General features: G+C 44.2%; 20 protein-coding genes. 5 read left to right on the top strand and 15 right to left on the bottom strand.

Annotation, left to right across the window (positions count from 1 at the left end):
* Window position 1: 1 nt before the first annotated feature.
* From KXD93_RS22285 to KXD93_RS22235, 11 genes are all read right to left on the bottom strand, one after another.
* Window positions 2–1,501 (bottom strand): hypothetical protein, encoded by a 1,500-nt coding sequence (locus KXD93_RS22285; protein WP_258139584.1) that lies wholly within the window; start codon window positions 1,499–1,501, stop codon window positions 2–4.
* A gap of 3 nt (window positions 1,502–1,504) precedes the next feature.
* Window positions 1,505–1,960 carry a hypothetical protein gene (locus KXD93_RS22280; RefSeq protein WP_258139582.1) on the bottom strand — a complete coding sequence of 152 codons (456 nt, stop codon included), beginning with the start codon at window positions 1,958–1,960 and terminating at the stop codon, window positions 1,505–1,507.
* Window positions 1,961–1,963: 3 nt separating this feature from the next.
* Window positions 1,964–3,436: a hypothetical protein gene (locus KXD93_RS22275; RefSeq protein WP_258139580.1), complete on the bottom strand. Its 1,473-nt coding sequence runs from the start codon at window positions 3,434–3,436 to the stop codon at window positions 1,964–1,966.
* 645 nt (window positions 3,437–4,081) lie between these two features.
* Window positions 4,082–4,387, bottom strand: coding sequence for a hypothetical protein (locus KXD93_RS22270; RefSeq protein WP_258139579.1), 306 nt, complete (start codon window positions 4,385–4,387; stop codon window positions 4,082–4,084).
* 322 nt (window positions 4,388–4,709) lie between these two features.
* Entirely contained in the window at window positions 4,710–7,964 is a 3,255-nt protein-coding gene (locus KXD93_RS22265; protein ID WP_258139578.1) for an SNF2-related protein, read from the bottom strand.
* 726 nt (window positions 7,965–8,690) lie between these two features.
* Window positions 8,691–8,966, bottom strand: a complete 276-nt coding sequence (locus KXD93_RS22260; RefSeq protein WP_258139577.1) for a hypothetical protein — start codon at window positions 8,964–8,966, stop codon at window positions 8,691–8,693.
* A 38-nt stretch (window positions 8,967–9,004) separates the two neighbouring features.
* Window positions 9,005–9,214: a hypothetical protein gene (locus KXD93_RS22255; RefSeq protein WP_258139576.1), complete on the bottom strand. Its 210-nt coding sequence runs from the start codon at window positions 9,212–9,214 to the stop codon at window positions 9,005–9,007.
* Window positions 9,215–9,226: 12 nt separating this feature from the next.
* Entirely contained in the window at window positions 9,227–9,607 is a 381-nt protein-coding gene (locus KXD93_RS22250) for a DUF6232 family protein (RefSeq protein WP_258139575.1), read from the bottom strand.
* A gap of 208 nt (window positions 9,608–9,815) precedes the next feature.
* Window positions 9,816–10,481, bottom strand: a complete 666-nt coding sequence (locus KXD93_RS22245; RefSeq protein WP_258139574.1) for a response regulator — start codon at window positions 10,479–10,481, stop codon at window positions 9,816–9,818.
* A 5-nt stretch (window positions 10,482–10,486) separates the two neighbouring features.
* On the bottom strand, window positions 10,487–12,157 hold the full coding sequence (locus KXD93_RS22240) for a tetratricopeptide repeat-containing sensor histidine kinase (RefSeq protein ID WP_258139573.1): 1,671 nt from the start codon (window positions 12,155–12,157) through the stop codon (window positions 10,487–10,489).
* 97 nt (window positions 12,158–12,254) lie between these two features.
* Entirely contained in the window at window positions 12,255–12,410 is a 156-nt protein-coding gene (locus tag KXD93_RS22235) for a hypothetical protein (RefSeq protein WP_258139572.1), read from the bottom strand.
* A 342-nt stretch (window positions 12,411–12,752) separates the two neighbouring features.
* Between KXD93_RS22235 and KXD93_RS22230 the strand changes: the two genes are divergently transcribed.
* Window positions 12,753–13,607: a hypothetical protein gene (locus KXD93_RS22230; RefSeq protein WP_258139571.1), complete on the top strand. Its 855-nt coding sequence runs from the start codon at window positions 12,753–12,755 to the stop codon at window positions 13,605–13,607.
* Between the two features lie 262 nt (window positions 13,608–13,869).
* Here KXD93_RS22230 and KXD93_RS22225 read toward each other — a convergent pair whose 3' ends face one another.
* Genes KXD93_RS22225 through KXD93_RS22215 form a run of 3 tightly spaced genes read right to left on the bottom strand, consistent with a single transcriptional unit; the run spans window position 13,870 to window position 16,108 of the window.
* Window positions 13,870–14,397, bottom strand: coding sequence for a hypothetical protein (locus KXD93_RS22225; protein WP_258139570.1), 528 nt, complete (start codon window positions 14,395–14,397; stop codon window positions 13,870–13,872).
* A gap of 5 nt (window positions 14,398–14,402) precedes the next feature.
* Window positions 14,403–14,918 (bottom strand): hypothetical protein, encoded by a 516-nt coding sequence (locus KXD93_RS22220; RefSeq protein WP_258139569.1) that lies wholly within the window; start codon window positions 14,916–14,918, stop codon window positions 14,403–14,405.
* Entirely contained in the window at window positions 14,915–16,108 is a 1,194-nt protein-coding gene (locus tag KXD93_RS22215; RefSeq protein ID WP_258139568.1) for a hypothetical protein, read from the bottom strand. Before KXD93_RS22215 ends, KXD93_RS22220 begins: the two co-directional genes overlap by 4 nt.
* 765 nt (window positions 16,109–16,873) lie before the next feature.
* On the opposite strand from KXD93_RS22215, the gene KXD93_RS22210 reads away from it, so the two are divergent.
* Window positions 16,874–17,977, top strand: a complete 1,104-nt coding sequence (locus KXD93_RS22210) for an AI-2E family transporter (protein ID WP_258139567.1) — start codon at window positions 16,874–16,876, stop codon at window positions 17,975–17,977.
* Window positions 17,978–18,058: 81 nt separating this feature from the next.
* The gene (locus KXD93_RS22205; protein WP_258139566.1) at window positions 18,059–19,144 is read left to right on the top strand and encodes an AI-2E family transporter; all 1,086 of its coding nucleotides are present in this window, start codon (window positions 18,059–18,061) and stop codon (window positions 19,142–19,144) included.
* Window positions 19,145–19,312: 168 nt separating this feature from the next.
* On the opposite strand, the gene KXD93_RS22200 is transcribed toward KXD93_RS22205, so the two are convergent.
* Complete coding sequence (locus KXD93_RS22200) at window positions 19,313–21,124, bottom strand: sensor histidine kinase (protein ID WP_258139565.1); 1,812 nt, start codon at window positions 21,122–21,124, stop codon at window positions 19,313–19,315.
* Window positions 21,125–22,213: 1,089 nt separating this feature from the next.
* Here KXD93_RS22200 and KXD93_RS22195 point away from each other — a divergent pair.
* Window positions 22,214–23,425: an O-antigen ligase family protein gene (locus tag KXD93_RS22195; protein WP_373417370.1), complete on the top strand. Its 1,212-nt coding sequence runs from the start codon at window positions 22,214–22,216 to the stop codon at window positions 23,423–23,425.
* 37 nt (window positions 23,426–23,462) lie between these two features.
* Window positions 23,463–23,888 carry a DUF1573 domain-containing protein gene (locus KXD93_RS22190; RefSeq protein WP_258139563.1) on the top strand — a complete coding sequence of 142 codons (426 nt, stop codon included), beginning with the start codon at window positions 23,463–23,465 and terminating at the stop codon, window positions 23,886–23,888.
* Window positions 23,889–23,951: the final 63 nt, after the last annotated feature.

The following is a 23,951-nucleotide window of genomic DNA, read 5'->3' as shown; positions in this document are numbered from 1 at the left end:
ATCAGGATTTTATCTTAAAATATTTTTGAAGTGTATCTTGCGTTGCCTGGTGAAAAATATGCACCAGTTTTTCTTTGTTGTTCGTGTAATCTCGCTTCTTTGAAGCCTCGTTCAGGCTGCCATTAAGGTGCTTGTAGTTGAACTTGTTAAAAGTGTACCACGGGGTTTTGGCCGGATGTTCTTTAACGAAAGTCCGCACATCGGCTTTTAGATCAAATGGATCGAAACCGCGACCGTTTTCAGCCATTTCATCAAGCCATATCGTATAAGCCTCGAGGAATTCTTTTAAATGGGTGTTATAAAATCCGTCCCTCAATAATTCCGGCTCAACCTTTGGCGTCATGATCGCCCACGTGGTTTTTTCCATGGCGTTGGTCAACTCCTCATCCAGGTATTTCTTAAAGAGCAGCAATTGCGCCAGGCTTTTTCTGATTTTACTTAATGTATCGTCTTCGAGATGCTGGAATTTAAGCTTGTCCGCTTTAAGTTTGACACCGAACTCTTTATAAACGGAACGTTGAACGACGCCATTTGAATTTTTCATTTGGGAATCGTTCATCGATAAGAAGTCGAAAATCCCCAATGCGGAAGCGAGTTCTGCAAAGTGCGCGTTATTTTTTTGCCCGCCATTCCCCGGGTCATTTTTATAAGCCTTGCCATTCAGCGAATCCGCGAAATAATACATCACATTGATGACGCTGTCGAGATTGTTTTGGTAATAAGAAAGCGCCGCTCTTGTTTTCGCGATGAAAACGGACTTTTGAATGGGTGATTTTGGATCTTTAGCAATGTTAAAATAGGGTAATACCGTCAATGCGCCGATTTTAGCATCTCTTAAAAATCCACCGCTGTCGACATCAGCCTGCATGGCATTGCGTATATTTTTGACAATGATGGGAGCTCCTGCCGCTCCGGTTCCACCAAAAATGGAACTGATGACCATAACGCGGTCGTCATTTGTAAAACTGGAGGCAAACTCCCGGAACTCACCAGAATCTTTGAACTGATTGAGCACCACACTACCAATATTGGGATTACCGATAAATCCAATATCCATCTCGATGTCGAGCAAATCGATTGGCTGGTTTCTCTTATCCACCGTACTGCCGGAGAATAACACTTGGGCCAGACTTTGACTGGCCTCATTCATTTGATTATAGCCGATGTAATCCTTGAACTGGCTCCCCGATACTTTCTTTAAGTCGAAAGTGAAGGTATCCGGAAGTGCCGAGGTACTAGGGTTGAGGCCCCGAAGGTTGTTAATTGCGGTGGCGAAGAACCCATTTCCTGTACCTACGGCTTTGGTAATTGCCATATAATTTTCAAGCAAAGTAGCTGTCCGCTGAAAATCAAGGTTCGTACTATGGGGGTCGATGATAATAGGAACAATCTGGTATTCTTCACCGGAATCCGGTTTAACACCAGCGGCCAACAGCATCGTAAAGGCCTTTAACACGCGTGACCCTGTACCTCCTACTGCGAAAATGTAGAGTTTCTTCATTGCTTAGTTGTTTTTAAAAAAAGTAGTAAAAACGTTGTTTGTACTCAGTCTGCGTAACCATGGTAGTCCGGTGATCACCATTGCTAAAAAAAGCCCGCACACCACATTAAAGAAACAAACACCGATCACGTCAAGCGTTGTAATGCTAAGGTCTTTACAATGATGCCCGGGCGCTGTAGATGAGCCGATGACACAATAGGCTGCTATAAAATTGATTAAGGCGATAATTAATGCGATTAGCCACCAGGTACCTGTAGGACGTTTGGGTGGTATGTCAATAATGAAGTATTGTAGCGCTAGCCCAACAAGCGTAATAGCGATAAAAGTTATTCCCAAATAGGTCGCATAAGGTGTTCCGTAATAACCGGAACAATGGATATCATATCCCTTCAAATGATTAAGCATATTGCTTGTGATTAGGCGGAAGGTTTTTCCGATGGAATAGAGCCAGTCAAACATGATTTATTTTTTTATACTAATTTCAACTTCAGTTAATTTGTCCTGATGATGGGATACGTAAAACGCGTCATAGAGTCCTTCAATGAGATATTGCAGCCCGAAAGTCCTGCCCATTTGCGAAGGTTCGTTTTTAATATTCCGGTCATCAAGGGAATTGCTCACCACTACCCACTTGGGAATCTTGCTTTGTGTAAAAACATGTAGTTCTTGCTGTTGCAAATTATTAGTCGATAAATGAAGGCAATGTGTGAATCCGGAAGACGCCGGGTCTGTACTATCTTTTAAACGACTTATCGTTAATTTGTAATTGCCGTCGTGACTGTAATTATTGGTGTCATCAAAAAAAGACAAGTCTTCAATATCCTTACTGTAATCTACCAGGAAGTCAAAGCCGAAGCTGTTATAAACGTCATTTGGCTTGGCAACGTTAATGTTACCCGAAGCGCCATCGGGTAATTCAAAATCACCTGTTTTATGGGAAAAAGTTATTTTATGACCATGTAAAAGTGGCGAGGTTTGCTTGTAAAAAACCAAAGTATTGTCAACCCCTCCTTTGATATTATTCAGGACACCATTCTTTCGAATGCTATTAATTTGTTCTTTTGAGCCAATTAGCCACATATAATAAGGACGGTCGGCCGATAAAACAATAGGCTTATCATTCTCATCAAAATATTTTCCGGAAAAGTTAGAGTGTAACTGAACGACTTCAATAGCAAGATCAAACTTTTCTATTTTCTGTCCGAATGCGATCTTGATACCTGTACTTTGCTGCTGCAGAGAAGCTATTGCATTCTGCCCTTTACCTGGCGAGAATACAAAGTCAGAAACCAGCAGATTCACATGACGATCATCTGTGCTGTCTAACACTTGTTGCAACAAATGCCGCATATCGGAAGATGAACGATTTCCACCATTCGTGCGAAAGGTCGCAGGATCCAGATTTTGGATGAACTGGAGCAAGGTATTGGCATCCGCTTTTTGTCTACTGAAAGTGATCTGATTATTAATATAATATAGGTTAATTCCTTGAGTAAGCGTATCTGCGGTGATGACATTGCCTAACAAAGAGTAAATCGCGTCTTTAAAACGTGTGTTCCCTTTAACGTATGCGTCCATACTCTCTGAGTCTTCAATATAGACGTTGAAAGATGGCTTTGCAACACTTCCCCTTGATCTGGCAGCACCTGCATAAATATCATCCTTATTAATTTTGACACCTGCGTCTTTGCAAATACTATAGATGAACGCAGCAGCTTTTGCAGTATCAAGTTTATTGTTCGTAAAAAATGTCGGGTCATCGGCACTTGTTTTATCGGAAACAACCCTCAAAAAATCTGCTATTTGCATCTTTCCCACTTTGCCATTATTGCCCAGCTCCATCGCTCTGTCCTGTATGTTTTCACAGGAAGAGAGTAAAAGGGTGATATTAATAAGGGTCACCCAAAAAAACAAATACTTAATTTTTCGAATCATTGTCGGTCAAATCAATTGAAATAAAATGGCACAGTTATCTTTTCCAACGTTAATTCCAACATTGGTAAAAAAGCTTCATCGAGCAGAATAATAGGTTATTTTATCAAAAGACTTTTTTTCATTTTCATAATTGTGTTAAGGCTGTTCATTTACTTCAGGTTTTCACACGTAATGTAATTAATAAACTTCTATAAATCAAAAAGATATGTAACATTTAGTTTTATATCAAAGAATATACCTAATACGCAATTACACCTGTGTTATTACGAAATATTTAACTTTAAAGAATATAATTTGAACACTATTTTTTCCCAGCCATTTATGGTACTTCACTTTTCTCCGCCTGCTCTAGTGTTGTTTTTACGATCGTATGTGAACAATTACTTAGTCCGCGGCAATGCGGGTCTAAATGGTATTTTGACGTTTTTGTAGTTCCAGACCAATGCTATCGTCGTCCTTATACAGGCAGCGACGGCTAAAACTAAAAAGAGACATAAAAGTACCTGTGTGTTTTTATTAGATTTATGTTGATTTTCAGTTCTAAATGTTCAAATGGGATTAATAATCGAAGGCACTTTTACCTCTTCATTCTTAAATCATCGCGCCCGTCAATCCGATGGCCCGAACTTGCAGCCCGCAAAGCACCTATGCAACTACCCAATTGTAGTTAATTAAGTGGGCAAGATTGTCTATTATCTTACCGTCATGGATCGTTCTCAAAAACTGCCCTGAAATTACTTCCACTTTAGCGCCTTCTTTCCAACTCGTGTTAGAATAGTCCCATATCCAGGTGACCCCTTCATTTGTAGGAATACTAAGTATTCTTACAGCTTCTGCTTTATTTGTTTTGGTTACGCGCGAAATACCCGTTGTATTAACCGCATGCATGCCATAATGGGTGATGACACCTTTGTCATCTTTCCAAACTCCTGAAATCTTGTATTTCGCCATGTCCTGAATATTTGTTTATCTACTCAAAACTACGCCGCCGCACGTGCCGATTTATACGGGAACCCGTAAAATAGATGAGTTGCTAAAAATTCATTTCATATAATACCGATATTCAAAAAGCGATCAATTGCTCGTTCTTGGTAAAGCCGAACGATTCCCTTATTACATTGAGCCCTTTCTCTACGCTACTCAGGTTCGCTGGGCGAGTATGTGCTCCTCTAAATATCAGGGTATTTTTTTGATGGTTCCAGCCGATCACTGGGAAAGCACAATAATATCATAGTCAGTGGCTCTATATACTGCTTATATTTTAGTTTGTTAATTAAATATTCACTACCTCATCACAAAGCGCAATAATACATGCCGCAATGCGCTTGTCGATCTCATCGGCGATGATACAACTGTCCGCGATTTTTGCCAAGTCGTTTACATCAAATAAAATAGATTTGTAGTCAGCAACCAGACTTGCCAGATTTAAAATTGTCTTTTTTCTTTTGTTGTTTTCTCGTTTGATTTTTAAAAATGGCTGCAATAAATAAACCCATTCTTCTGCCAGGCGCTCAAGATCAACTACTTCTTTTGATTTAAGCTGGATCAGTTCCAGCATAGTTGCATACATTTCTTGCTCTGTTTTCTTAAAGATTTTGCTTTTCATTTTTTTCTGTAGCATTTGTTCAGCGACCTCAAGTGCCCGGCGTTTCTTCGGCGGCAATAATTCTCGCTCTTTAGCCTTGAACAACGTCACATAGGTTTTTAAAGCAGGGTCATCCCAAGCTAACGGCCTGGTCTCCTTGCTGATATTAGCTCTCAAGTGTTCGCAAACATCAGGATAGTCAGTATGAATTTGATTTAAGTCATCTATAAAATACCAGCGTGGACTTTTGTTCTTGTCTCCTCTAAGTGCTATAAAACACCAGTTTCGTTCTCCGGATATGAAACTGACCCTCGTTTTTACTTCTGAGCTCACATCTGTAAATTGCTTATAAAGTGATTCCTTGATCAGTGCGTCCGGGCCCTCTTTCAAATTAACAATAAATTGAAAGCTATCGTGGATGCCGGTCCATGATTCGTCCTTATCCACGAATTCTTTATATTCCTTTATAATTTCTGCCGTACTCTCGAGTTTTTCGAACCGTTTTCCTTTTAAAATATCGGGTATTTCAAAATTTGAACCATATATCTGTTCAACTATGTCGCTGGTCTCGATTAATCGCTGATCCGTTTTTAATGAATATTCGTCAGAATCAACCGCCCAGTATATGTCGATCGATTCATGCATGGTATCCATTCTATCTGCTCTTCCGATACGCTGTTCAACTATTCGCAATACGCTTGGCGTATCCAACAAAAAAACGCAGGAAGCTTTTTGTAGATCAACACTTTCTGACATCTTATCCGAACACAAGGCGATGTATTTTTCTCCATCCTTGGAATCTAACTTAAAAGCCTCCAATACTTTTTTACTACCTTGATCACCTTCGCTTCCGGTTGCTACCAATATTTTTTGTTTTGGGTAATGGGTTTCAAAAAGCTTTCTCAAATAATATAGTGTAATTACCGTATTGTCGAAAGCTAATACATTCAAATGTTGTTTGGTGGTTTTGACCAGCTCCTGTACTTTACCCAATTCTCGTTTGCCGGACAATTTTTTGGCTAACTCCGAAATTTGACGATAAATATTGATCTCCAGCCGGCAAGTTTCAAAGTACAAATCTTCTTTATTGAGCCATTCTGGAAAATAATCTTCCTTGAATTTTGAGCTCCTAGAGGGCAACTTGTTAGCCAATATGATTTCGTTTATCCGGGTTAATTTATTGCCTGACACATTATTTTTACCCTGAAAACCAAAAAGGCTCATTGCTTTTTGCGACCCTTCTATATGTTCCACCAGTGCGACGTGGGAAGATCTTAAGGCTGACCGGATCATGTAGATCGACAAGGCTTTGCCGGCATGAATTCTTTTGGTAATATATCCCTGTAGGCTATCTTCCTTACTAATCTCGTATTTTGGAAGTTTAAAATTCAATAAATAAGTGATTCCCTTGATTTGCTTTGTCAGTTCGTTGATTTGGCTTACGATTGCCTTATCTGTATCAGTCTCCATTGTAAGATAAGTCTTTTCAAACTGCTGAGGAAACTTGCAAGTCTTACCTAATAGATTAGTATATTTTTCTTTCTCCTTTTCAACGTCTTTATTTAAACTTCTTTTGGTTCGCCGAACTGTGAATTTGCTAATGAAACGACTTAAGCTTTTTACATTTTCTGAGCGGTTGCCTAAGTAAGGCTTCGTAACCAAATCTTGGTAAACAATAAAATCTTTGTCACTTAGGTTATCGACATCCAGCAGATCTATAAGTCTCAAAAGATCTTCGACTTTTTTACTGATGGGCGTGGCAGTTATTAAAATTTTGTAGTCGGCACGGTTACTTTTGATCACGGCTGTGCGGTTTGACTCAGACGAGAGGTAATTGTGGGCTTCGTCAATTACAAGAATATTGGCAAGACTAAGATAATCGTCCAAAATCTTTCGGTTTTTTCCATTCGATTTACTTAAAAGCCCTTGTGAGGATTGCGTATGGTTGATCCTGTTGAACGATTTAAATTCATTTGCCCATTTTTCAAGTACCAACGGTGGGCAAATGATCAACGATTCGGTGCGGTAGTTTTTACCGATCTCGTAAAGCCAATGCTGCAAGGACAAAACAACGGATGTACAAAGTTTAGTTTTTCCTGCGCCGGTCGGGTCCGCAATCAACACGGCAGATTGGCTTTGCAAGATCGACACGGCCTGGGCTAATCCCTTCCATTGAGTTGGCCATAATTTGACTTGCTCAAGTTTTGTAATGATTTCCTTGTAATCGTTTAGCCAATTACCTTCGAGCATTTCCGCAATGGCCCGTGCCAAGGCCTCCTGCCAGCTAACTTCTTTGATCAGGGTTCTCAGCAGCTCGATAATTTTGTCATTGTAGGCAGAGGAATCTTCGTAATAGCTCTCTGCTATCTTTTTGATCGATTGATATTGCTCTTGTTCTACTTGTGATACGGCATTTCTTTTTATTCTAATATTCGCTTCTTCCTGTATATTAAGACCGTTGTAACTAAAATTAGAAGAGCCGAGAATAGCATAGTGATCACCTACATATATTTTTGCATGGAGTTTATCGCGAAAACGAAATTCGAGCAGACCACTGTTGATTTTTTCAATTAGGTGCATGACCGCACCGCCCTGCATAATTGACAAACCTTTTTTTAACCAATAATCTTTGATTTCTTTGTCCAGCCCTAAACGTTCATATCGTTTTCGTCCTTTGATATTGGGTTCAAAACCAATCAAGATCCTTACTTTTTTGTTTTTTTGAAAATCCTGATTTCCAAAAAGGTCTATTAAGTTAGACAGGGAGGTGAAACCGGTAATAATTATGAAGTTCTCACTTCCCTCAATTTCTTTGTAAACGAGGTCTTGAACCGACCTTTTTAATGATTTAAAATTCAATGGAAAAAGTTCCTGGTCCGGCCATTTGACTTGGTCAAAATCAATCGAAAACTGCTGACTATCAATAGCAGGAATAGACTTCATGGAAAAGTTAGGTTACAAGAAAAATGACTATTGATTAATGGCCTTAAATTCAGCAATTTAACAAATTAAACCTGTTCGTGCAAATTGGTTGCAAATAGCATATAACTTTATCGGCATAGTTAACAGCCCCCCCATGAATGACCAAACATTCCAAACCCAAATGCTTAACAAAATTCTGCTGAACAACTCCTGCAGATCATGTTAGTAAAGCTGTTGGAATTCGCGGGCTCATATTTTCAGTTATTTTCCGACCAGCTTACCAAGGGGCGAATCCTTTGGCCAGGCGCTTTACGAATATATTTTCGGCGAAAGCCGGGATGAAAAAAGTGATGCAGCAGTCCAGGTATTGACCGGCTCAACGAACTTTTCAAACGTCGGCCTGTATGTCAATGCAAATCTTGTTGTCGAAAATAATAATGCCGTGATTGCCTCAAAATATGAAGAGATATTCAAAGCTTCGCTAGCCTACTTATCAAATACAAAACCTAAGAAAATCGGCGATTTGACAAAAACCGACCGTTTCACATATACCTTTTCTTTTCAACAACCTGGGCTGCATAAAATGAATATCTCATTTGCACCCCATAATAAAGAAACGGCGCCAAAAATTCTTGATACCATAACGCTGCTGCCGATGTCGGCGCATATCGTTGACAAGTACATCCATCACGTAACGAATTGATCAATTCCACGTATTGTGATAAGGTTTAGATTAAATTTTAATGGTTAATAGCTGCTCCAATTGTTATTGATCCATTCCTTCACATGGGCCTGGCTTCTCAGGTTGCCTGGATGGAGCCGGATCATTTTTTCAATTTTTTGTCCGGACGCCGTGCCGTCAAGTCCCCTGGTTGACATGATCCTTTTGATGAGGTAAAGGACTTCGTAGCCTTCGCTGCGGTTGAACAGGTCGCGGTCGGGCTCACCTGTCAGTTTAGGATCGTCGGATCCGGTATGTTCCCAGCTGTAGGAGTAAAGGAGGTCTGCTTTTGTAAATGGCATTGGATCTAAGATTGATGTTTAGTTGATTTATTTGGTTGTTATTGCTCGAACCTGCAAAGGGTCTTGCCGTTTTTTTTGGCTTCGTCTTCTGTTGTTTTCACAATCCGGTAGGTGCAGTTGCTCAGTCCGCGGCAATTGGCCCTGTAATGGTATTTTCCCGTCTTTTTGTTTCCGCAGTAATAAACCATTTTCGGATTGATGAAATGACCTTCGAAAAGAAGGAATATGACGGTTAAAAGTATTTTCACTGCGGTGATGATTTATCCCCTGTGGATGATGGCGTCATTAAGCGCGTCTACGATGGTTTGGATATAATATTGGTCCTTCGAGACGATGCTGTTGGCCTCTCCGGAGTTTGTGCTGATCCGGACGGCGTATTCGTTTTTAATGGAGAAGAGGAGCGCGATGCCTATAATGGCGATGATGGCGCCTGCGATCCTGGAGCTGTCATAGCAAAGCATCAGGAGGCCGATGACGATCATGGCGACCGGGAGTTTCCTGCTTTTGACGATCTCGAAGATGTAAACGGAGGAGATGTTCCGCATGGCGTAGGTTTTGGAATTGGTGATGAACCGGGCCTGGGAGACGGTGACATTCCCGTCCTGGTAAAACATTTTTTTGGTTTGTACAGGTGCTTCCATATTGACTATTTTGTTATTTGTACAACAAAAATAGGTTTCCGGGCAGCCTGTTTTTTCCGGTTTCCCGTAAAGCCGGAATTTCGTAACTTTGCGGCTTCAAATGGCAGGATTCTTCTGCCTATTGTGATAAGGTTTAGGTTAAAGTCCCCAAGCAGCGAGTGTAAGGGGACTTTGTTTTTTTATGGAAAACCGGGCCTTTGGGGGTATGTCAGATAATGCCCATATCCTTGCAATAGGCGATGAGCTGTTCATTCTTGGAGAAGCCCAGGTTTGCCTTGATGTGGCCGAGGCGTTTCTCGACGCTGCTCAGCCCGGAGGGGTGCAGGTTTTTTTGTTGCAGGTGTACGGGGATATCCTTCTGGTGGATACCGCCGGAAAGCAGGGAAATGATGGTGATGTCAAGGGTGGTGAACTCGTGGGTGTTCATGGCTTTGACGGCCTGGCGGAGGTGGGATGGATAATGCTGCTTGTTTTTGAAAAGCGTTTCCATGGCCGTTTTGAGTTCCTGGGCATCGTAGCGGGCTTTTCGCACATAGCCGCTGATGTGGAGTTCTTTGAAGAGCCTGTCGATGACGGCAGCGCGGTGTTCCGCAGAAAAGACCAGGATCTTCAGGCCGGGCTGGAGCTGGCGGGCGGCGGCGATCAGGGCTTCTCCCCCATTGAGAATTTGTTTTTGCTGGTCTTCCTCGAAAAACAGGTCGGTGACGAGCAATTCAAAGGGCTGCTGGTTGCGCAGAGCGATCTTGATTTTGGTCAGCGCGTCGTCGCAGTAGTAGGCATAGTCGGTATGGGCCACGCCGAGGTCCTGCAGGGTCTTTCGTACGGAGATGCTGGCGCTTTCGTGGTCTTCGGCGATGAGTATGGTTTTAAACATTTTCTTCAGGCAATGGGAATAATGATCTGGACCCGGAGCCCTTTTGCCCCGTTGGCAGCAAAACTAAGGGTGCCGTTTAGCTTTTTTATCCGGTTTCCCGTACTGGTGAGGCCGTTCCCCGGCTGCAGGTCCTGGGGCATGCCGATGCCGTCATCGGTATAGGTAATTAAAAGGTGGTTGTTATCCTTTGAAAATTTGATGGCGGCGTTAGCTGCCCGGCTGTGCTTTTTCATATTGACCATGAGCTCCTGCAGGATGGGCTGGAGTTCCTGTTTAACCGGCCCGGGTACGTCAGACCACAGTGCCTGGTCATTGCCTGAAAATACCACCCTGGTTTCCGCTGTGGCAAAGGATTTGAGCAGGTCTGCGGTGCTGGCGGGAAAGTCCTGTTCCGGGGAGACAATTTCTTCATAGGAGATATCCCGTGATTTATCATAAAGCACTTCTATTTTGTCGAGGAGGGCTTCCTTACGGACTTCGGCCGCATTTTCCACTTCTGCCATGATGACGTAGAGCCCGTTGGCAACGACGTCATGGATTTTTTGGGAGAGCTTGAGCCGGTTTTCGCGGATGGTATTTTCGGCTTCCAGCTGCAGGCGGATTTTTCGTTTTCTATACCAGAATACGGTGATGGTGCTGCCGGTCGCCAGTACGAACAAGGCGCTGTACAAGAGTATGCTTTGTTTGATCAGCTGGTATTTCTTTTCGGTGTTTTCCTTTTGCAGTTTGAGGTTATCGATCTTGTTCTTTTCCGAATCGTAGCGGATGAGCGCGAACTGGTTTTTGGCTGCATTGCGAGCCGTTTGCAAACTGTCGTTCTGCTCCTGGAAGCGTATGGCGTATTCCCTGGCTTCGCGGGGCGGTGCAACTTTGACGAGGGTTTGCAGGGCTTCAAGCTGGTCGTCGGGGCTTTTCAGCAGAGTGGCCACGGCATACATCTTGCGTGCATAAAAAAGCGCGGAATCGGGGCGGGAATGCAGGTAATAATTTGCAAGGTTGATGTAACTGGAATTTTCACCCCACTGGTCCTGCTCCCCTTGCCGGATGTTTAAGGCCCGGTGTAATTCGGGTGCCGGGTTGTAAGCGGGACCCTGTAGCCATTTGGTGGTGGCCTGGTTGGTCAGGATCCGGGTATAGGCAGAGCCCTTTTTTTCGGATTTAGCGAGCAGTTTGTGGTAAAGCTGCAGGGCGCGGGTATAATCCTTCCGTTTTTGGAAGGCAAATGCCTGGTTGTTGACAATAACGGGGATAAAGCTGCTGTCGGTGGTAAACCGAAGTGCATTGCCGTAATAGCTGATCGCTGCATCGTAATTTTTAAGGTCGACGCTGTTCATCCCCAGTTCGTTGTAGTCGTTGGCGAGGCAGGAATGGTCCTTCGGATTCGCTTCGTTCAGGAATTTTAAGGAAAGGGTCAGGCTTTCCTGCGCGCCGTAATGGTCGCCCGCGTCGGACTGGATGGACGCCATCACATTATAGGCCATGGCCACCTGCAGGCTGTCTTTGGATTCGGAAGTTACCCGGTTAAAATAGTAAAAGGCGGAGTCGATGTGCCCATATAAAAAAAGGTAGGCCTTGCGGTAAAGGGTCCAGTCGGGTTTGAGCGGCTCCCTGCGTTTTTTTTGCGTGCAGGAGAACAGTACCGTAACCGTCAGGAAGAATAACAGGAGCTTTTTCAAGGCAGGTTTTTGCTTTAAAAGTATAAAAAGCAAAGGAGAACGGCAACAAGGTTTAATAAAACAAAAAAAGGCAAGCCGGAGCTTGCCTTAATGCGGGTTAATGAACCGGCGGAGGTGGCGGAGGTGGCGGAAGGTGCCCCTGGTCGCCGCCGCTGTCATCCAGCGTGGTTATGGTACTGTTGGTATTATGGTTACCGTGGTTGTGCGCAGGGCATGAGAATGCCAGGAAGAGCGCCAAAAAAAGCTCGTACATCTTACAAAAAAATTAAATGGTTAATAAATCCGGCAGGTGCCCGGGACCTGGTCCCGGGGTTACTGCCAACCGCGCAGGAGGCGCCTCCTGCATTTTTTTTGGGAAGTATGAGTGTTGATGGCGGAAGCTTTTACCTGCTTCCCTGGCCGGGTATCGGATGCCGCCATCGCTGCTCGTCAGAAACCGTTCGACTCGATTTCTGAAGCAAATGTATAGCGGTGAAAAGGGCTAAGCACCACGGAATTCCGGATATTCCGATCATTCCGCTTGTAAGCCGGCCGGATTCCGAAAATGGCGCAGGAATTCCGGAATTTAGCTTAGCTTTACCTAAAAACTTGTAAAATGTTTGCTGACTATCAGGCCGATGTCGTTCGGGACTACGAAGAAAAAAAGCGAAGAAACGCCTTGTCCCTCAACTTAATTCACCCAACCCGCGCCAATATCAGGAAGGAATGTCTCGCTGTATTCAATGACCGGTTTCAAAAGAAGGATGAAAATGTGTTTAGGGCCTTTTTTGGGGCGCAGCAGGAGCCGGCTGGTTATCTGAAGGCACTGACGAAGAGTGATCCGGAGGATTATAAAACGCTGGACAATTACCTGAAGAAAATCACCAGCAGTACAGACACAAAAAACATTGAGCTGCTCGCCTGGCTGATTGATTTTGAGCAGCGGCCCTACAGGTCCGATTCGTTTAAATCAAAAGCTGGAACAATTGTAGATTCCGAACAGGTAACCCAAGAAGACACTGAAAAAATAATTGGGAGGGAAAAGGTCACTGCGGCGGGGGATTCCCCACCTAAGTCCAAAAAAGAAAGGAAATTGATCATGATTATTTTGCTGGCCATAGCGATAGCTGGTTCAGGTTACCTGGGTATTTATTATATGCAGCACCGGCTGACGGGTCATGAAGGGTGTATGATCTGGGACGGCGACCATTACTGGCCGGTGGAGTGCCATGACAAATCACTGCGCGGTACGATTTTTCCTATCAACAAGCAGCAGGTCGAAAATTTCAAGCTGATCAAAAGGACGGATACGCTGACCCCCTATTCCATCGGGAAGGTTTATTACATCAAATACAACGGGCAGGTGGAGTTCTTTACCACCAACGGCCGGTTCCCGGCAGATACGAACCGGAGGCTGCTACCAATGTCGGCGCATATCCTTGATAAATACATCTATCATGTAACGAATTAAAGGCCAAAATCCATGGCAACACTTAATGTTTTTTACAGACGCCGCAGGTAAGACCTTGTTTCGCGCAACGCTTGCAATACTTACAGTTCTTGCAGGCTCTACAAGGTGTGGCGCCGGTGCAGGTTGCATAGGCTGCAATTTTTAACTTGATGTTATCGGTGCCGGACAAGGTAGCAGTGGCCATGCATAAAGCAATAATGGTTCTTTTCATTTCCCAGGTTTAAGATATATATAGTGATCTTAAAAACTTCAGCTATTAGGATTATTTGAATGGTGATCCATATTTAATGGTCAAAAGGATACTTAACAAAACGGCAACCGCTGCCCATATCTTTGCACCCAGGTCCTGGCAGTATTTGATATCATCCCGTTGGGCGCTGTTAAGGCGGTTTTTATCGTCCTTGCCGAATATAAACGTGTACTCATAAAGAAAAAAGCAAGGTGGCCCGATGATCCAGAGGCCGTAGATAATTAAATCCGAAATCCAATAGTGATCTGTAGATTTGGGTATTTTAAGCATATCTTTGGTTTGCACGGCTGCAGATTTATTTACTGTTAAATCTAATCCCTGGCATACCAAGACAATACAAACAAACAACAATCCAACCGCTATCCCGAGGAGTATTTTTTGTCTTTTTGATGACCGCCAGAGTTTATCAGGTTCCTGTGACAAGGTGAGCAATTCCTGGCAATCAAGGATCGCTTTTTTAACCTGTTTGTCGTCGGTGCTTTGCCTGATGGCTTCAAGCTTAAAAAGGGCTTGCTGAACAGGGGCCGTCATATTTTCCATTTTGTTTACTTATTAAATAGTTGTGTCCTTGCCAATGATACCAGGTAAACCGATAATGCCCACCCGATAAAAATAAATTTCAATAAGCTGATCCAGTGCGTGGATATGTATAGACCAGGCTCCCCCGCATGGCGAAAATCGTACAGTAAAAAAATATTTTCCAGGATATCCAGGCATGCCGCAAGCGCGCCGAATACCAGGTTTGCCCTCAACAGCTCGTTCCAGCATATACCCGGGTCACGCTGCATCTGGAGGTAAGAGAGCATCAGGATAAGTGAGGTGTAGAGAAAAATAAAAAAGAAATCGAGGTGAGTATTGGTCACTGCGATTTGCAGGAAAGCTTGTCCGCCATAAGATTGGGCTTGCCAGGATTGCAGTAATGCTGCGCCATGCGCTTTGGAAGCAAATTCGAGGCAATCAATTCTTTCATGAAATGGCGGTACGGTTTGCAGTAAGTAGCTCTGGTAGCCCTGGTAGGCTGCGGTGAGCAGGAAGAACACCCATAATATTTTTTTGATCATGGCTTTACGGAATTAGGGTTGACAACAAAGACCTGCCCGTGTATGGACGTTTTACCATTAATGCAATCGACAAAGGCCCGCCCGGTATTTCTGAAATGTTCCGGTAAAGGGTGCAATTCATCGGTCCACCCTTTTTCGCCGACGGATCCCCGGGAATCAATATGAAAAACGCGGTTACCGACTTTTGGCATCTGGCAAAACAAGTCCCCGGTCTTGATCATCATTTCGTTAAAAAGGTAGATCATTGCATAAACGATGTTTTGCTGGACTTTTGCGTCGAGTATCCCCCGGATTTGCAAAGGCGTTTTCAGCCAGCTGCCATGGCCCAAATTACGCAATAGCGGTCTGTACCAATAGCGTGGGTTCCAGCCTTCCCGCCAGGCATGCGACGGCAGGGCATAGTCATATCCCTGGGTGATAATTTTGATGTGCGGGAACTTGCCTTTTGCCGGATCGTTCGTTCCTCCGGTAAGAATGCCGTTGATGAGGAAGTAGTATTGCAGGTGAAAAAAGGTAAGCAATGCGAAAAAATCCTGCGACAGGTAAAGTACACCTTGGTTGAATTTTTCTTTGTTAAGGGGGACTATCGGGGACTTTGCCACCTTTTCCATCAGGGATTTTGCGAAGTCATTCTTTTGGTATGGAATTGCGGTCCCGCCTGGGTCAACCATCGCCGCTACCCTGCTGCTCCCAACCAGGTCATTCCCTCCCCCGCTGATAAGGAAAACATCAGGATGCAGGACGGATAGCTCTTCAACATATTTCCGGGCGTTGAGCATATTCAGCAGCCAGTCGCCGCCGGATGCGAGGCTATAGACCGCCATGTTCTCTTCCATAGCGATCCAGTCGATAACATCACTGAGCACGACGGGATAATTAAACCAGGAATCACCTTCAGCGAGGATTATTTTATTGTTGCTTTTGCGGAAGTCGTTTTTGATTTTTTTGGTAAACCGGCTGTTGCGCTGGTCATTTTTAACGCCGTCGATCCAGGCCATAGCTTTTTCCAGCGCGGCTATTTTTTCCACCTGTACTTCGTTGAGGTCATAAATTTTCTGGATAATGACAGCAAGGTCATCTTGGTTGATCCATCCGCGCATTTCTTCCAGTTCTGCCATGGAAATTTCGTTATGCAGCAGCTTCCTGATTAATGCAGCGCGATGTTGGGGATTTGGTTGTTCTTTGTCCATGAATAAAGTAATAAGGCCAGACTAATATAAAGCTATGTAATTGAATAACAAAATATTATGCAAGAATATTTTGTTGTGGGAACGGGATAACAGGCTATTTAATATTTTAAAGTCCGGGTATTCTGAAGCGAGGTATAAAAACGACTTGACGGTAAATGAAAAGGATGTTAAATTGCTGTTGACGCGCGTGGAGTTACTGTTGACTGGAATTGAGATTGTTTATGTGAAATTCCGAACCCTACCTCGACCTTTCAGTGCGCATCCGGAAAACAGAAGGGGTGGAAAGGGATCAGTTTTTCCAGCGTTATGCCATTGTTGTCTTTGACATGTGCGGCCATTACGAAGAGATTTACAAACGACTGGAGGACGATATGGCGGTGGTTAGAACCCAATTGCTCGCTGAATTCGGTTATTGTCCCCAAACCCGGTAACACTTAGCAAAGGATGATGGTATCCGTCATCCCCGCTGCTCCCGATCAGAATGCGTCCTGAAGGTATGAGCTGCCATTTAGCAATCCCTAAACCAGCGCGCCTGTTTTTTTGTTGATAAGCAACATGGAAGAAAATAAACAGGGAACAAGTACAGCGAACGGGAACTGGCGGAATTCAGGTTATTGACCGAAGAAAAGATCCGTATGACGCGATGAAGAGCAGCATCACAATTGCAACAAGCTTTCTTCATAACAGGCCCGCTTTTTATTTCGTAATTTAGCCTTTCATGTAACCTTATTGGTCTGATTAAGGCTACACCATTAAAAGCATCCCATGGACTTGAAAACATTTACCCGCTTACCATTTTACATCAAACTCGCCTGCGTCCTGTTCAGTCTTTTGGCGCTCGGGTTCCTGGTCATATTGGGGAAGGAGATCCTTGCGCCGCTGGTCTTTTCCAGCCTTTTCGCCATCCTGCTGATGCCGCTCGCCACGTTTTTTGAACGATGGCTGCGGTTGCCGAGAGGTGCTGCCTCGATGGTTTCCGTCATCTTGTTTTTGTCGGTCATCGGGCTCATCATTTATGTGATCGGTTCGCAAATTGCCGCACTGGTAAAAGACTGGCCGGCCTTCCAGGCACAGATCAGCCACTCGCTCTGGAATTTTCGCGGCTGGGTTTATGAGCACTTCAATATTACCCGCAGTAAACAGCTAAAGGTAGTCAATTCTGCCGCCAGCAAAGTCACCTCGCCCGATGCCGCGCTCGTCAGCTCTACCCTGCTCTCGCTGTCGTCGATCCTGCTGTTTTTGGTTTTTACCTTTATCTACACCTTCTTCTTTTTACTGTACAGGCGGCTCATCCTGAAGTTTTTGGAGTCCGTATTTTTGGAGGAAAACAAAGCCCGCGTCCACGAGATCATCGAACACGTACAGGTTATCATCCGGCAATACATTACCGGGCTGCTGATCGAAATGACCATTGTCGCCACAGCGGTCAGTGTTACCCTGTCCATCATGGGCATCCAGTACGCCATCTTGCTCGGGCTGATCACCGGCATTTTCAACCTCATTCCCTATTTTGGTATTTTTTCGGCATTGGTGATCAGTGCTACGGTAACCCTCGGCACCATGCCGGACGGCAGCATGGTCATTTATGTCCTGGTCACTTTTGTGGTGGTACACCTGGTGGACAGCAATGTCCTGTTACCCATGGTCGTGGGATCCAAAGTCCGTATCAACGCCCTTGTCACCGTGATCGGCGTCGTTATCGGCGAAATGTTGTGGGGCATCTCCGGCATGTTCCTGTCCATCCCTGTCATCGCCGTACTAAAGATCATATTTGACCGCGTCGACAGCCTGAAACCATGGGGCATTATCCTCGGTGACGAAGAAAAAAAGCAGGAGCGGTTAGCTAAGAAATTGAAGGTCGCAAAATGAGCTGAATTAACGGACAGGCAACCGCTGCGATTTATATAAACTCAAACAAATGCTGATATTGTTCCTTATTTCCAAGATCGTATGCTTGAATCTAACAAACCCATATCCAAAAACCTCGTCGAAACGATCCTGGTCGTTTTGCTTTTCCTGGGTCTGCTGTATGCTTTATTCCAGGTGCTGGAAGTTTTTTCCGGCGTGCTGACTTTTGCATTGGTGTTTGCTGTTTCCTTTTCTTATCCCTATGGGAAGCTGGTGGGTTTGTTCTGTGGCAGGCGTAAGCTTGCCGGTGTAGTTTATTCAGTGTCGCTGATTGCTGTAATTGCGCTTCCCTTCATTTTCCTGGTTTCCGCTTTAAGCAGGCATGTCCGGGACCTGGCCGGCTGGATCGGTGCGGTCCAAAAACAAGGGCTGCCTCCCCTATCGGATAAATTGACTAACCTTCCCCTCGTCGGCGGTTCTATCGCGTCGTTTTGGGCAGAGCTGCAGCAAAGCCCGAAGGAAGTACTGCATATTCACGGGCATGAGCTGAACGTCATATTGCACCATTTGGTTACCGGTGGCTTGGGTATTATAGGCGTAGCGGCACAATTGATTTTAGGCATTATCATATCTGCGTATTTACTGGAAAGAGGCGATCAAGTGCTTTTCCCCGTTAGGGATACGCTCAACAATTTGCTGAGCCGGCAGGAAGGCGGTGATTTATTGCAGGCCATCACCCAGGCGGTAAGGGGTGTGTCCATCGGGGTGATGGGAACTGCCTTTATCGCCACATTTGTTTGCTGGACGGGCCTCTTGTTCGCCGGGATCCCATTTGCTGTCGGCCTTTCAGCGCTGATCTTCTTTTTGTGTGTGATCCAGGTGGGGCCGCTGATTATTTGGATACCGCTCGCCGGCTGGGAATATTTGCAGGGCCATAATAACGCAGTTATTATCCTGGCTATTTATACAGTTATCATTTTAGTCATCGACTTTGTCGTTAAACCCGTTATGATCGCCAGGAGTGGAAAACTTCCCTTTCTCGTTCTTTTCCTCGGCGTGATTGGCGGCCTGTCGGCCTGGGGCTTTACCGGGATGTTCAAGGGAGCGATCATCACCTCGGTCTTCTATACCATTTTCAATGCCTGGCTGGAAAGAAAAAAAGCTAACCGGCTTACTGAAGGCCCATAAGTTTTGGCAGTTCCCTCAGGGTTGCTCCCGGAAAAACGATCAGGGCTGTCCATGTGAATTGTAAAAATATAATCATACGTATTCCGGAAATGCCTGTTTGTGGTTTTCAGCTTAACGTGATCAAGGGCTCCGGAATGCGCAGAAGCCGGCCCCGATAACACCATCCCCTTATGTCGCTGACGGAAGCGTGTAGTAAAATGCCGCGCCTTCGCCTGGTTTGCTTTCCGCCCAGATGTTACCATTGAGCAACGCAACAAATTCCTTGCTAAGGGTGAGCGCCATACCTGCCCCCCTGTCGCTTGATTCCTTCTGTCTGAAGGTGAACAAGGCGTTTAATTGTTTTTCGGTCATTCCGCGTCCCTCGTTCCTTATACAGACCACGATTTCAGCGGCAGACGTTTTCATGGTGGCGGTTATGGTGCCGTTTTCGGGTGAATACTTGATGGCATTATGGATCAGGTTGCGGTTGATGAACTGGATGATCTCCCTGTCACTGTTGACGACCAGCAATGGGTCAACCAGGTTATTGAAAGTAATATGCTTTGCGGCCATCGCGGGGTGGAACAATTGTGCCGACTGCCCGATCATTTCAGATAAATCCAGCGGTTCGGGAACCAGCTTATAGCCGGTCAGCTGCTTTTTGACCCAATGCAAAATATTGTCAAAGGTTACCAGGATGTTCCGCGCGTCTTCCTCCACGTTATCGTATAAACTCATCCGCGCCGGCGTGTCCAGTTCGTCTTCCCGGAGCAGGCTGATCATCGAGATGATCTGGCCGAGCGGCGCCCTGAAATCGTGGGCCAGCATGCTCAGCAGCCGGCTGTTAAATTCATCATTGTCTTTCAGGACTTTATTCTGGCTGGTGATCCGCTCATTTAAAGCCTGCAATACCCCGGCATATTTTTTGGACCTGGAGTAGCCCAGTAGCAGGACGATGGTCGCAGCGAAACCGGTGATGCTACAGGCGATAAACCAGAATTGTTTTTTCCGGTTGACCTGTTCAAGCTGGTTTAATTTCGCCAGTTTTTCCTGGTCCTGTTTGTACCTGATATAGTCTCCTAAGAAAGCATTGCCGGCTTCGTTCTCTTTATCGAGCGCTGCGATAAGCAATTCGTTTGTCGCTGCCTGTTTTTGCAGGTTGCCCTGTTGCTTGTATACCTGCAGGATGGATTTCAGCACATCGATTTTCCAGTAGACGTAACCATTGACGCCCGCCATGCGGTATATTTTTAAAAAGCAGGCCAGCGCGCTGTCCGGCCTGCCAACGGCTTTATAATAAGTTCCCAAAAGGCCCAGTCCTTCCATTTCGTGGTAATCCCAATCATGCTTCCGCGCCATTAAAATGGACGCCATAATAAGCGGGCGAGCCGCTGCATTGTTTTTTTGAAGCATTAGCAGTTTTGCCCTTTCCTGCAAAATAAATAGGGTTGCCCGCTCATCTTTAAACCTGCGTGCGATCAGCCCTGCCCTACCAAGATAGATGGCTGTTGAATCGGGGCCAAGACCGGCAAGTTCTACATAATTAGCATACAACATACTTAAGGCGGAGTCCGCCCGGTAGCCGCTCGCCATATGCAGTGCACGGGCGGCGAATTCCCTGGTCCTGCCACTGTCGCTGGTGAAGCTGTAATTAATCGCAAGGTTCATCAGCATTTGGGCCATTTCGATGGTATCGGGCACCCTCGAATACACCTGGTAAGCCTCGCTGAAATAGTTGAGGGACTGGCTGTAAAGCCCTTTCAACAGCAAACCGGTCGCAATATTGGACAAAGCGTCCGCCCGCCCGCGGTCGTCATGCAGCCGTTCGGCCAGCTGGTTGGCTTTTACGCCGTAATAAAAGCTGCTGTCCGCGCTTTTCATATGGATAAGGAACCCGACCTTGTTCATTAACCGCAGGATAGCCAGGCTGTCCTTGGCAGCGGAGAGGTCGCGCTTTAATTTCGCCAGCTCCTGCTGCTGGGCGCAGGCAAACAGGGACATAAAAGAAAAAAATAAAATCAGCAGGCCAGGTTTTGATCGGTTAAAATTAAAATAATTGGCTAGCTGCTGACCTGTCATATCCTTTAAACGTCAGTTACCGATTAAGGTTTGACAGGTAAATATTAAGCACCCGGCGCAAAACGGCTTTTGTCTGCTTTTTATGCTGAGCCGGGCAGGCCTTCATGTTGCTGCATCAAAAGCCGCGGCCTTTTGCAACTGCAACAATTGTTTCGGCCCGATCAGGTCCTGGCGTTGCGTGTTTTCGGCAGTGGCCGGGGTTTACTTACCGTTTGCCGGGTGGACAACTCCCTTTTGCGTTATGCTGCCGGCTTTCCAGGCTTTTTTTTCTTTCCTTTGTTCCTGCGAAACAGCCACCACATTTTGCCGGTAAATGATGGTTTCTTTATCCTCAACGTATTCTTTAAATATTAATTTTAAAGAATGCTGTTCTGAGAAAATTTGTACTAATATTGAATTACTATTTTACTTGAACCAACCATGAAGCTCACATTTTATGTGCTATTAACCTTATTGCTGCTCAACCCTTTTGTAAATCTTATCGAATTTGATAACCGTTTTATTGATTTTCAACAATTCTTTGTATACGGAATTGTTTTATTGCTCGCAACGATAAAAATTCTTGCTCATTTATCGTCGAAAGAGCACCTAAACATAAGGTTCAATACGATAGATTGCCTGGTATTGCTCTTCGCATTGTGGTTTTGTATTCGATTTTATTTTACCGACATTTTTTCATTTAGCAGCGAGATATTCATCAAATTTTCGATGTATATACTCTTATATGCCGCTATAAAATCACGTATGGTGAATACCGGAAAAGCCTTTGAACTTTTGTATACTGTTTTTTCGATGTTTTCAATTTTAATATGTACCTATGGAATCTTGCAATTTTTCAATGTGATTCCTTCGAATAATTTATTTTTCAAAATGACTGGATTATTCAACAATCCGAGCAGTTTTACCAATCTTTTATGTTTAATCTTTCCAGTTGTTTTAACGGGATTTTGGCTCCCCTTGGAACGCCATGACAAGAAAATCAAAACAGCGTCATTGATTGGCATTTTCTTAATGATAATCACCGTTTTTTTTGCAAATGAACGAGCTGCTTTGCTGGGGTTTATGGCCGGGCTGCTACTTGTATTAAATAAGAAGTACGGCCTGTTTTACGCGCTGAAAAAAGCTTATAACAGCAGTAAACTAAAACCAGTTATCATTTGTTCGTGCCTGGCAAGTACTTTGGCGGGTGTGTATTTAATTTACTTGATACGCCCACGATCATTTGAGGGGCGGTTTTTTATTTACAGCAACACAGTGCAAATCATCAGGAACCATTTTATGTGGGGAATAGGACCCGGTAAATTTGAATCAGTTTACAACCTTTATCAATCGCAATATTTTAAAGTGCATAACATACAAGGGCATGAGTGGCAGATAGCAGATAACGTAGGTGTGGCATTTAATGATTTGTTACAGTTATTCTGCGAGACAGGTGTGATCGGATTTGTTTTCATGGTGATTGGCATTGGCATTATGGCCCGCAATTACAAAAATATGACCTGGGAGAACAGCAGTTTACCTGCGATTGGTTTGATTTGCTCTTTTTTATCGGTGATAGTCGTTTCTCTCTTTTCTTATCCTTTGCAAAATTTTGTTATCATGCTATATGTTGTAATTTTGGTTAGCCTGCTAAGCAAAAATACTAAAATATCGTTGCCCTTCCGGTCGATTACATTTAAGGCCAATAGGTTGGTCTGCGCATTTGCCGGTTTTGGATCAATTGGGCTGCTTACGGGAGTTTTGATTTATCTTGGGGAAAATCAAGTGAAATGGAAAAATATGGTATTTAAAAGCCAGGAGCCGGCGATTGCATTACAACAATACCGGGATTTGTATCCGGCGTTGCAGGACAATGGCTATTTTTTGTATAATTATGGTTCTGAAATGGCTGCTGATAAATATTATCTGGAAGGCAGGCATATGCTGGCGCAGGCAAAAAAATACATGATGGATCCTGATGTACTGATTTATTCGGGTGATTGTTTTTTAGGTTTGAATGACAACAAACAGGCCGAAAAAGAGTACCTTTCGGCTTATTACATGGTACCAAAAAAACTGCTGTCTCAATATGCACTCATGCAATATTATCATGCCGTAAAAAACGACGATAAAGCTAATGGCTGGGCTGAAAAAATAATTAAATCTGAGCTGATCGTTTACTCAGAAGACGAGTTGGAAATAAAAAATCAGGCCGCCAGGTTTTTAACCAGAAGTTGCAACTAAATTCATTTGATAATAATTGACCCGAACCTTTCAACATATGACAAATAAAATACACACAAAATTATTTTTAGTTGCTGTAATTGCCCTGATGTCCTTGGCATCATGCCACCTGAACAATAGTAAACAGGTCACAACTACCGACCCCTCTACATTGGGTGCTTTTAAATTTGATGACGACGAATATGATTTCGGCAAAATAAAAGACGGAGATACTGTATCGCATACTTTTAAATATACCAACATAGGCAAAGCACCGCTAATTATCTACGATATTTCAACAGGATGTGGCTGTACCGTGGCCAGGTGGACCAATACACCTGTTTTACCGGGCAAAACAGGTGTAATTGTTGTTCGGTTCAGCAAACACCACGATGCCGGCATACATACAAAATTGGCTGTAATTAAGGCAAACATAAAAGAGGTTTACTATGCGCTTAAAATAATGGCATTGGTCGAGAAATAATATAGTTCGTAAAAAATTTGCATTTTAAGGTTTTCTATTGAAAAGGTAACGAAATCAAGTATT

This window comes from Mucilaginibacter phenanthrenivorans (genome assembly GCF_024721155.1).
Taxonomy (GTDB): Bacteria; Bacteroidota; Bacteroidia; order Sphingobacteriales; family Sphingobacteriaceae; genus Mucilaginibacter; species Mucilaginibacter phenanthrenivorans.
This window is presented reverse-complemented; position numbering and strand designations above follow the sequence as displayed.

What these genes read in the sequence shown, in the direction of transcription:
- KXD93_RS22195 (WP_373417370.1), top strand. Translation starts at nt 22,214, where the DNA reads ATGATAATCACCGTTTTTTTTGCAAATGAACGAGCTGCTTTGCTGGGG.
- KXD93_RS22200 (WP_258139565.1), bottom strand. Translation starts at nt 21,124, where the DNA reads ATGTCCCTGTTTGCCTGCGCCCAGCAGCAGGAGCTGGCGAAATTAAAG.
- KXD93_RS22285 (WP_258139584.1), bottom strand. Translation starts at nt 1,501, where the DNA reads ATGAAGAAACTCTACATTTTCGCAGTAGGAGGTACAGGGTCACGCGTG.
- KXD93_RS22215 (WP_258139568.1), bottom strand. Translation starts at nt 16,108, where the DNA reads ATGGACAAAGAACAACCAAATCCCCAACATCGCGCTGCATTAATCAGG.
- KXD93_RS22210 (WP_258139567.1), top strand. Translation starts at nt 16,874, where the DNA reads ATGGACTTGAAAACATTTACCCGCTTACCATTTTACATCAAACTCGCC.
- KXD93_RS22270 (WP_258139579.1), bottom strand. Translation starts at nt 4,387, where the DNA reads ATGGCGAAATACAAGATTTCAGGAGTTTGGAAAGATGACAAAGGTGTC.
- KXD93_RS22250 (WP_258139575.1), bottom strand. Translation starts at nt 9,607, where the DNA reads ATGGAAGCACCTGTACAAACCAAAAAAATGTTTTACCAGGACGGGAAT.
- KXD93_RS22275 (WP_258139580.1), bottom strand. Translation starts at nt 3,436, where the DNA reads ATGATTCGAAAAATTAAGTATTTGTTTTTTTGGGTGACCCTTATTAAT.
- KXD93_RS22190 (WP_258139563.1), top strand. Translation starts at nt 23,463, where the DNA reads ATGACAAATAAAATACACACAAAATTATTTTTAGTTGCTGTAATTGCC.
- KXD93_RS22225 (WP_258139570.1), bottom strand. Translation starts at nt 14,397, where the DNA reads ATGGAAAATATGACGGCCCCTGTTCAGCAAGCCCTTTTTAAGCTTGAA.
- KXD93_RS22245 (WP_258139574.1), bottom strand. Translation starts at nt 10,481, where the DNA reads ATGTTTAAAACCATACTCATCGCCGAAGACCACGAAAGCGCCAGCATC.
- KXD93_RS22280 (WP_258139582.1), bottom strand. Translation starts at nt 1,960, where the DNA reads ATGTTTGACTGGCTCTATTCCATCGGAAAAACCTTCCGCCTAATCACA.
- KXD93_RS22235 (WP_258139572.1), bottom strand. Translation starts at nt 12,410, where the DNA reads ATGTACGAGCTTTTTTTGGCGCTCTTCCTGGCATTCTCATGCCCTGCG.
- KXD93_RS22260 (WP_258139577.1), bottom strand. Translation starts at nt 8,966, where the DNA reads ATGCCATTTACAAAAGCAGACCTCCTTTACTCCTACAGCTGGGAACAT.
- KXD93_RS22220 (WP_258139569.1), bottom strand. Translation starts at nt 14,918, where the DNA reads ATGATCAAAAAAATATTATGGGTGTTCTTCCTGCTCACCGCAGCCTAC.
- KXD93_RS22205 (WP_258139566.1), top strand. Translation starts at nt 18,059, where the DNA reads ATGCTTGAATCTAACAAACCCATATCCAAAAACCTCGTCGAAACGATC.
- KXD93_RS22265 (WP_258139578.1), bottom strand. Translation starts at nt 7,964, where the DNA reads ATGAAGTCTATTCCTGCTATTGATAGTCAGCAGTTTTCGATTGATTTT.
- KXD93_RS22230 (WP_258139571.1), top strand. Translation starts at nt 12,753, where the DNA reads ATGTTTGCTGACTATCAGGCCGATGTCGTTCGGGACTACGAAGAAAAA.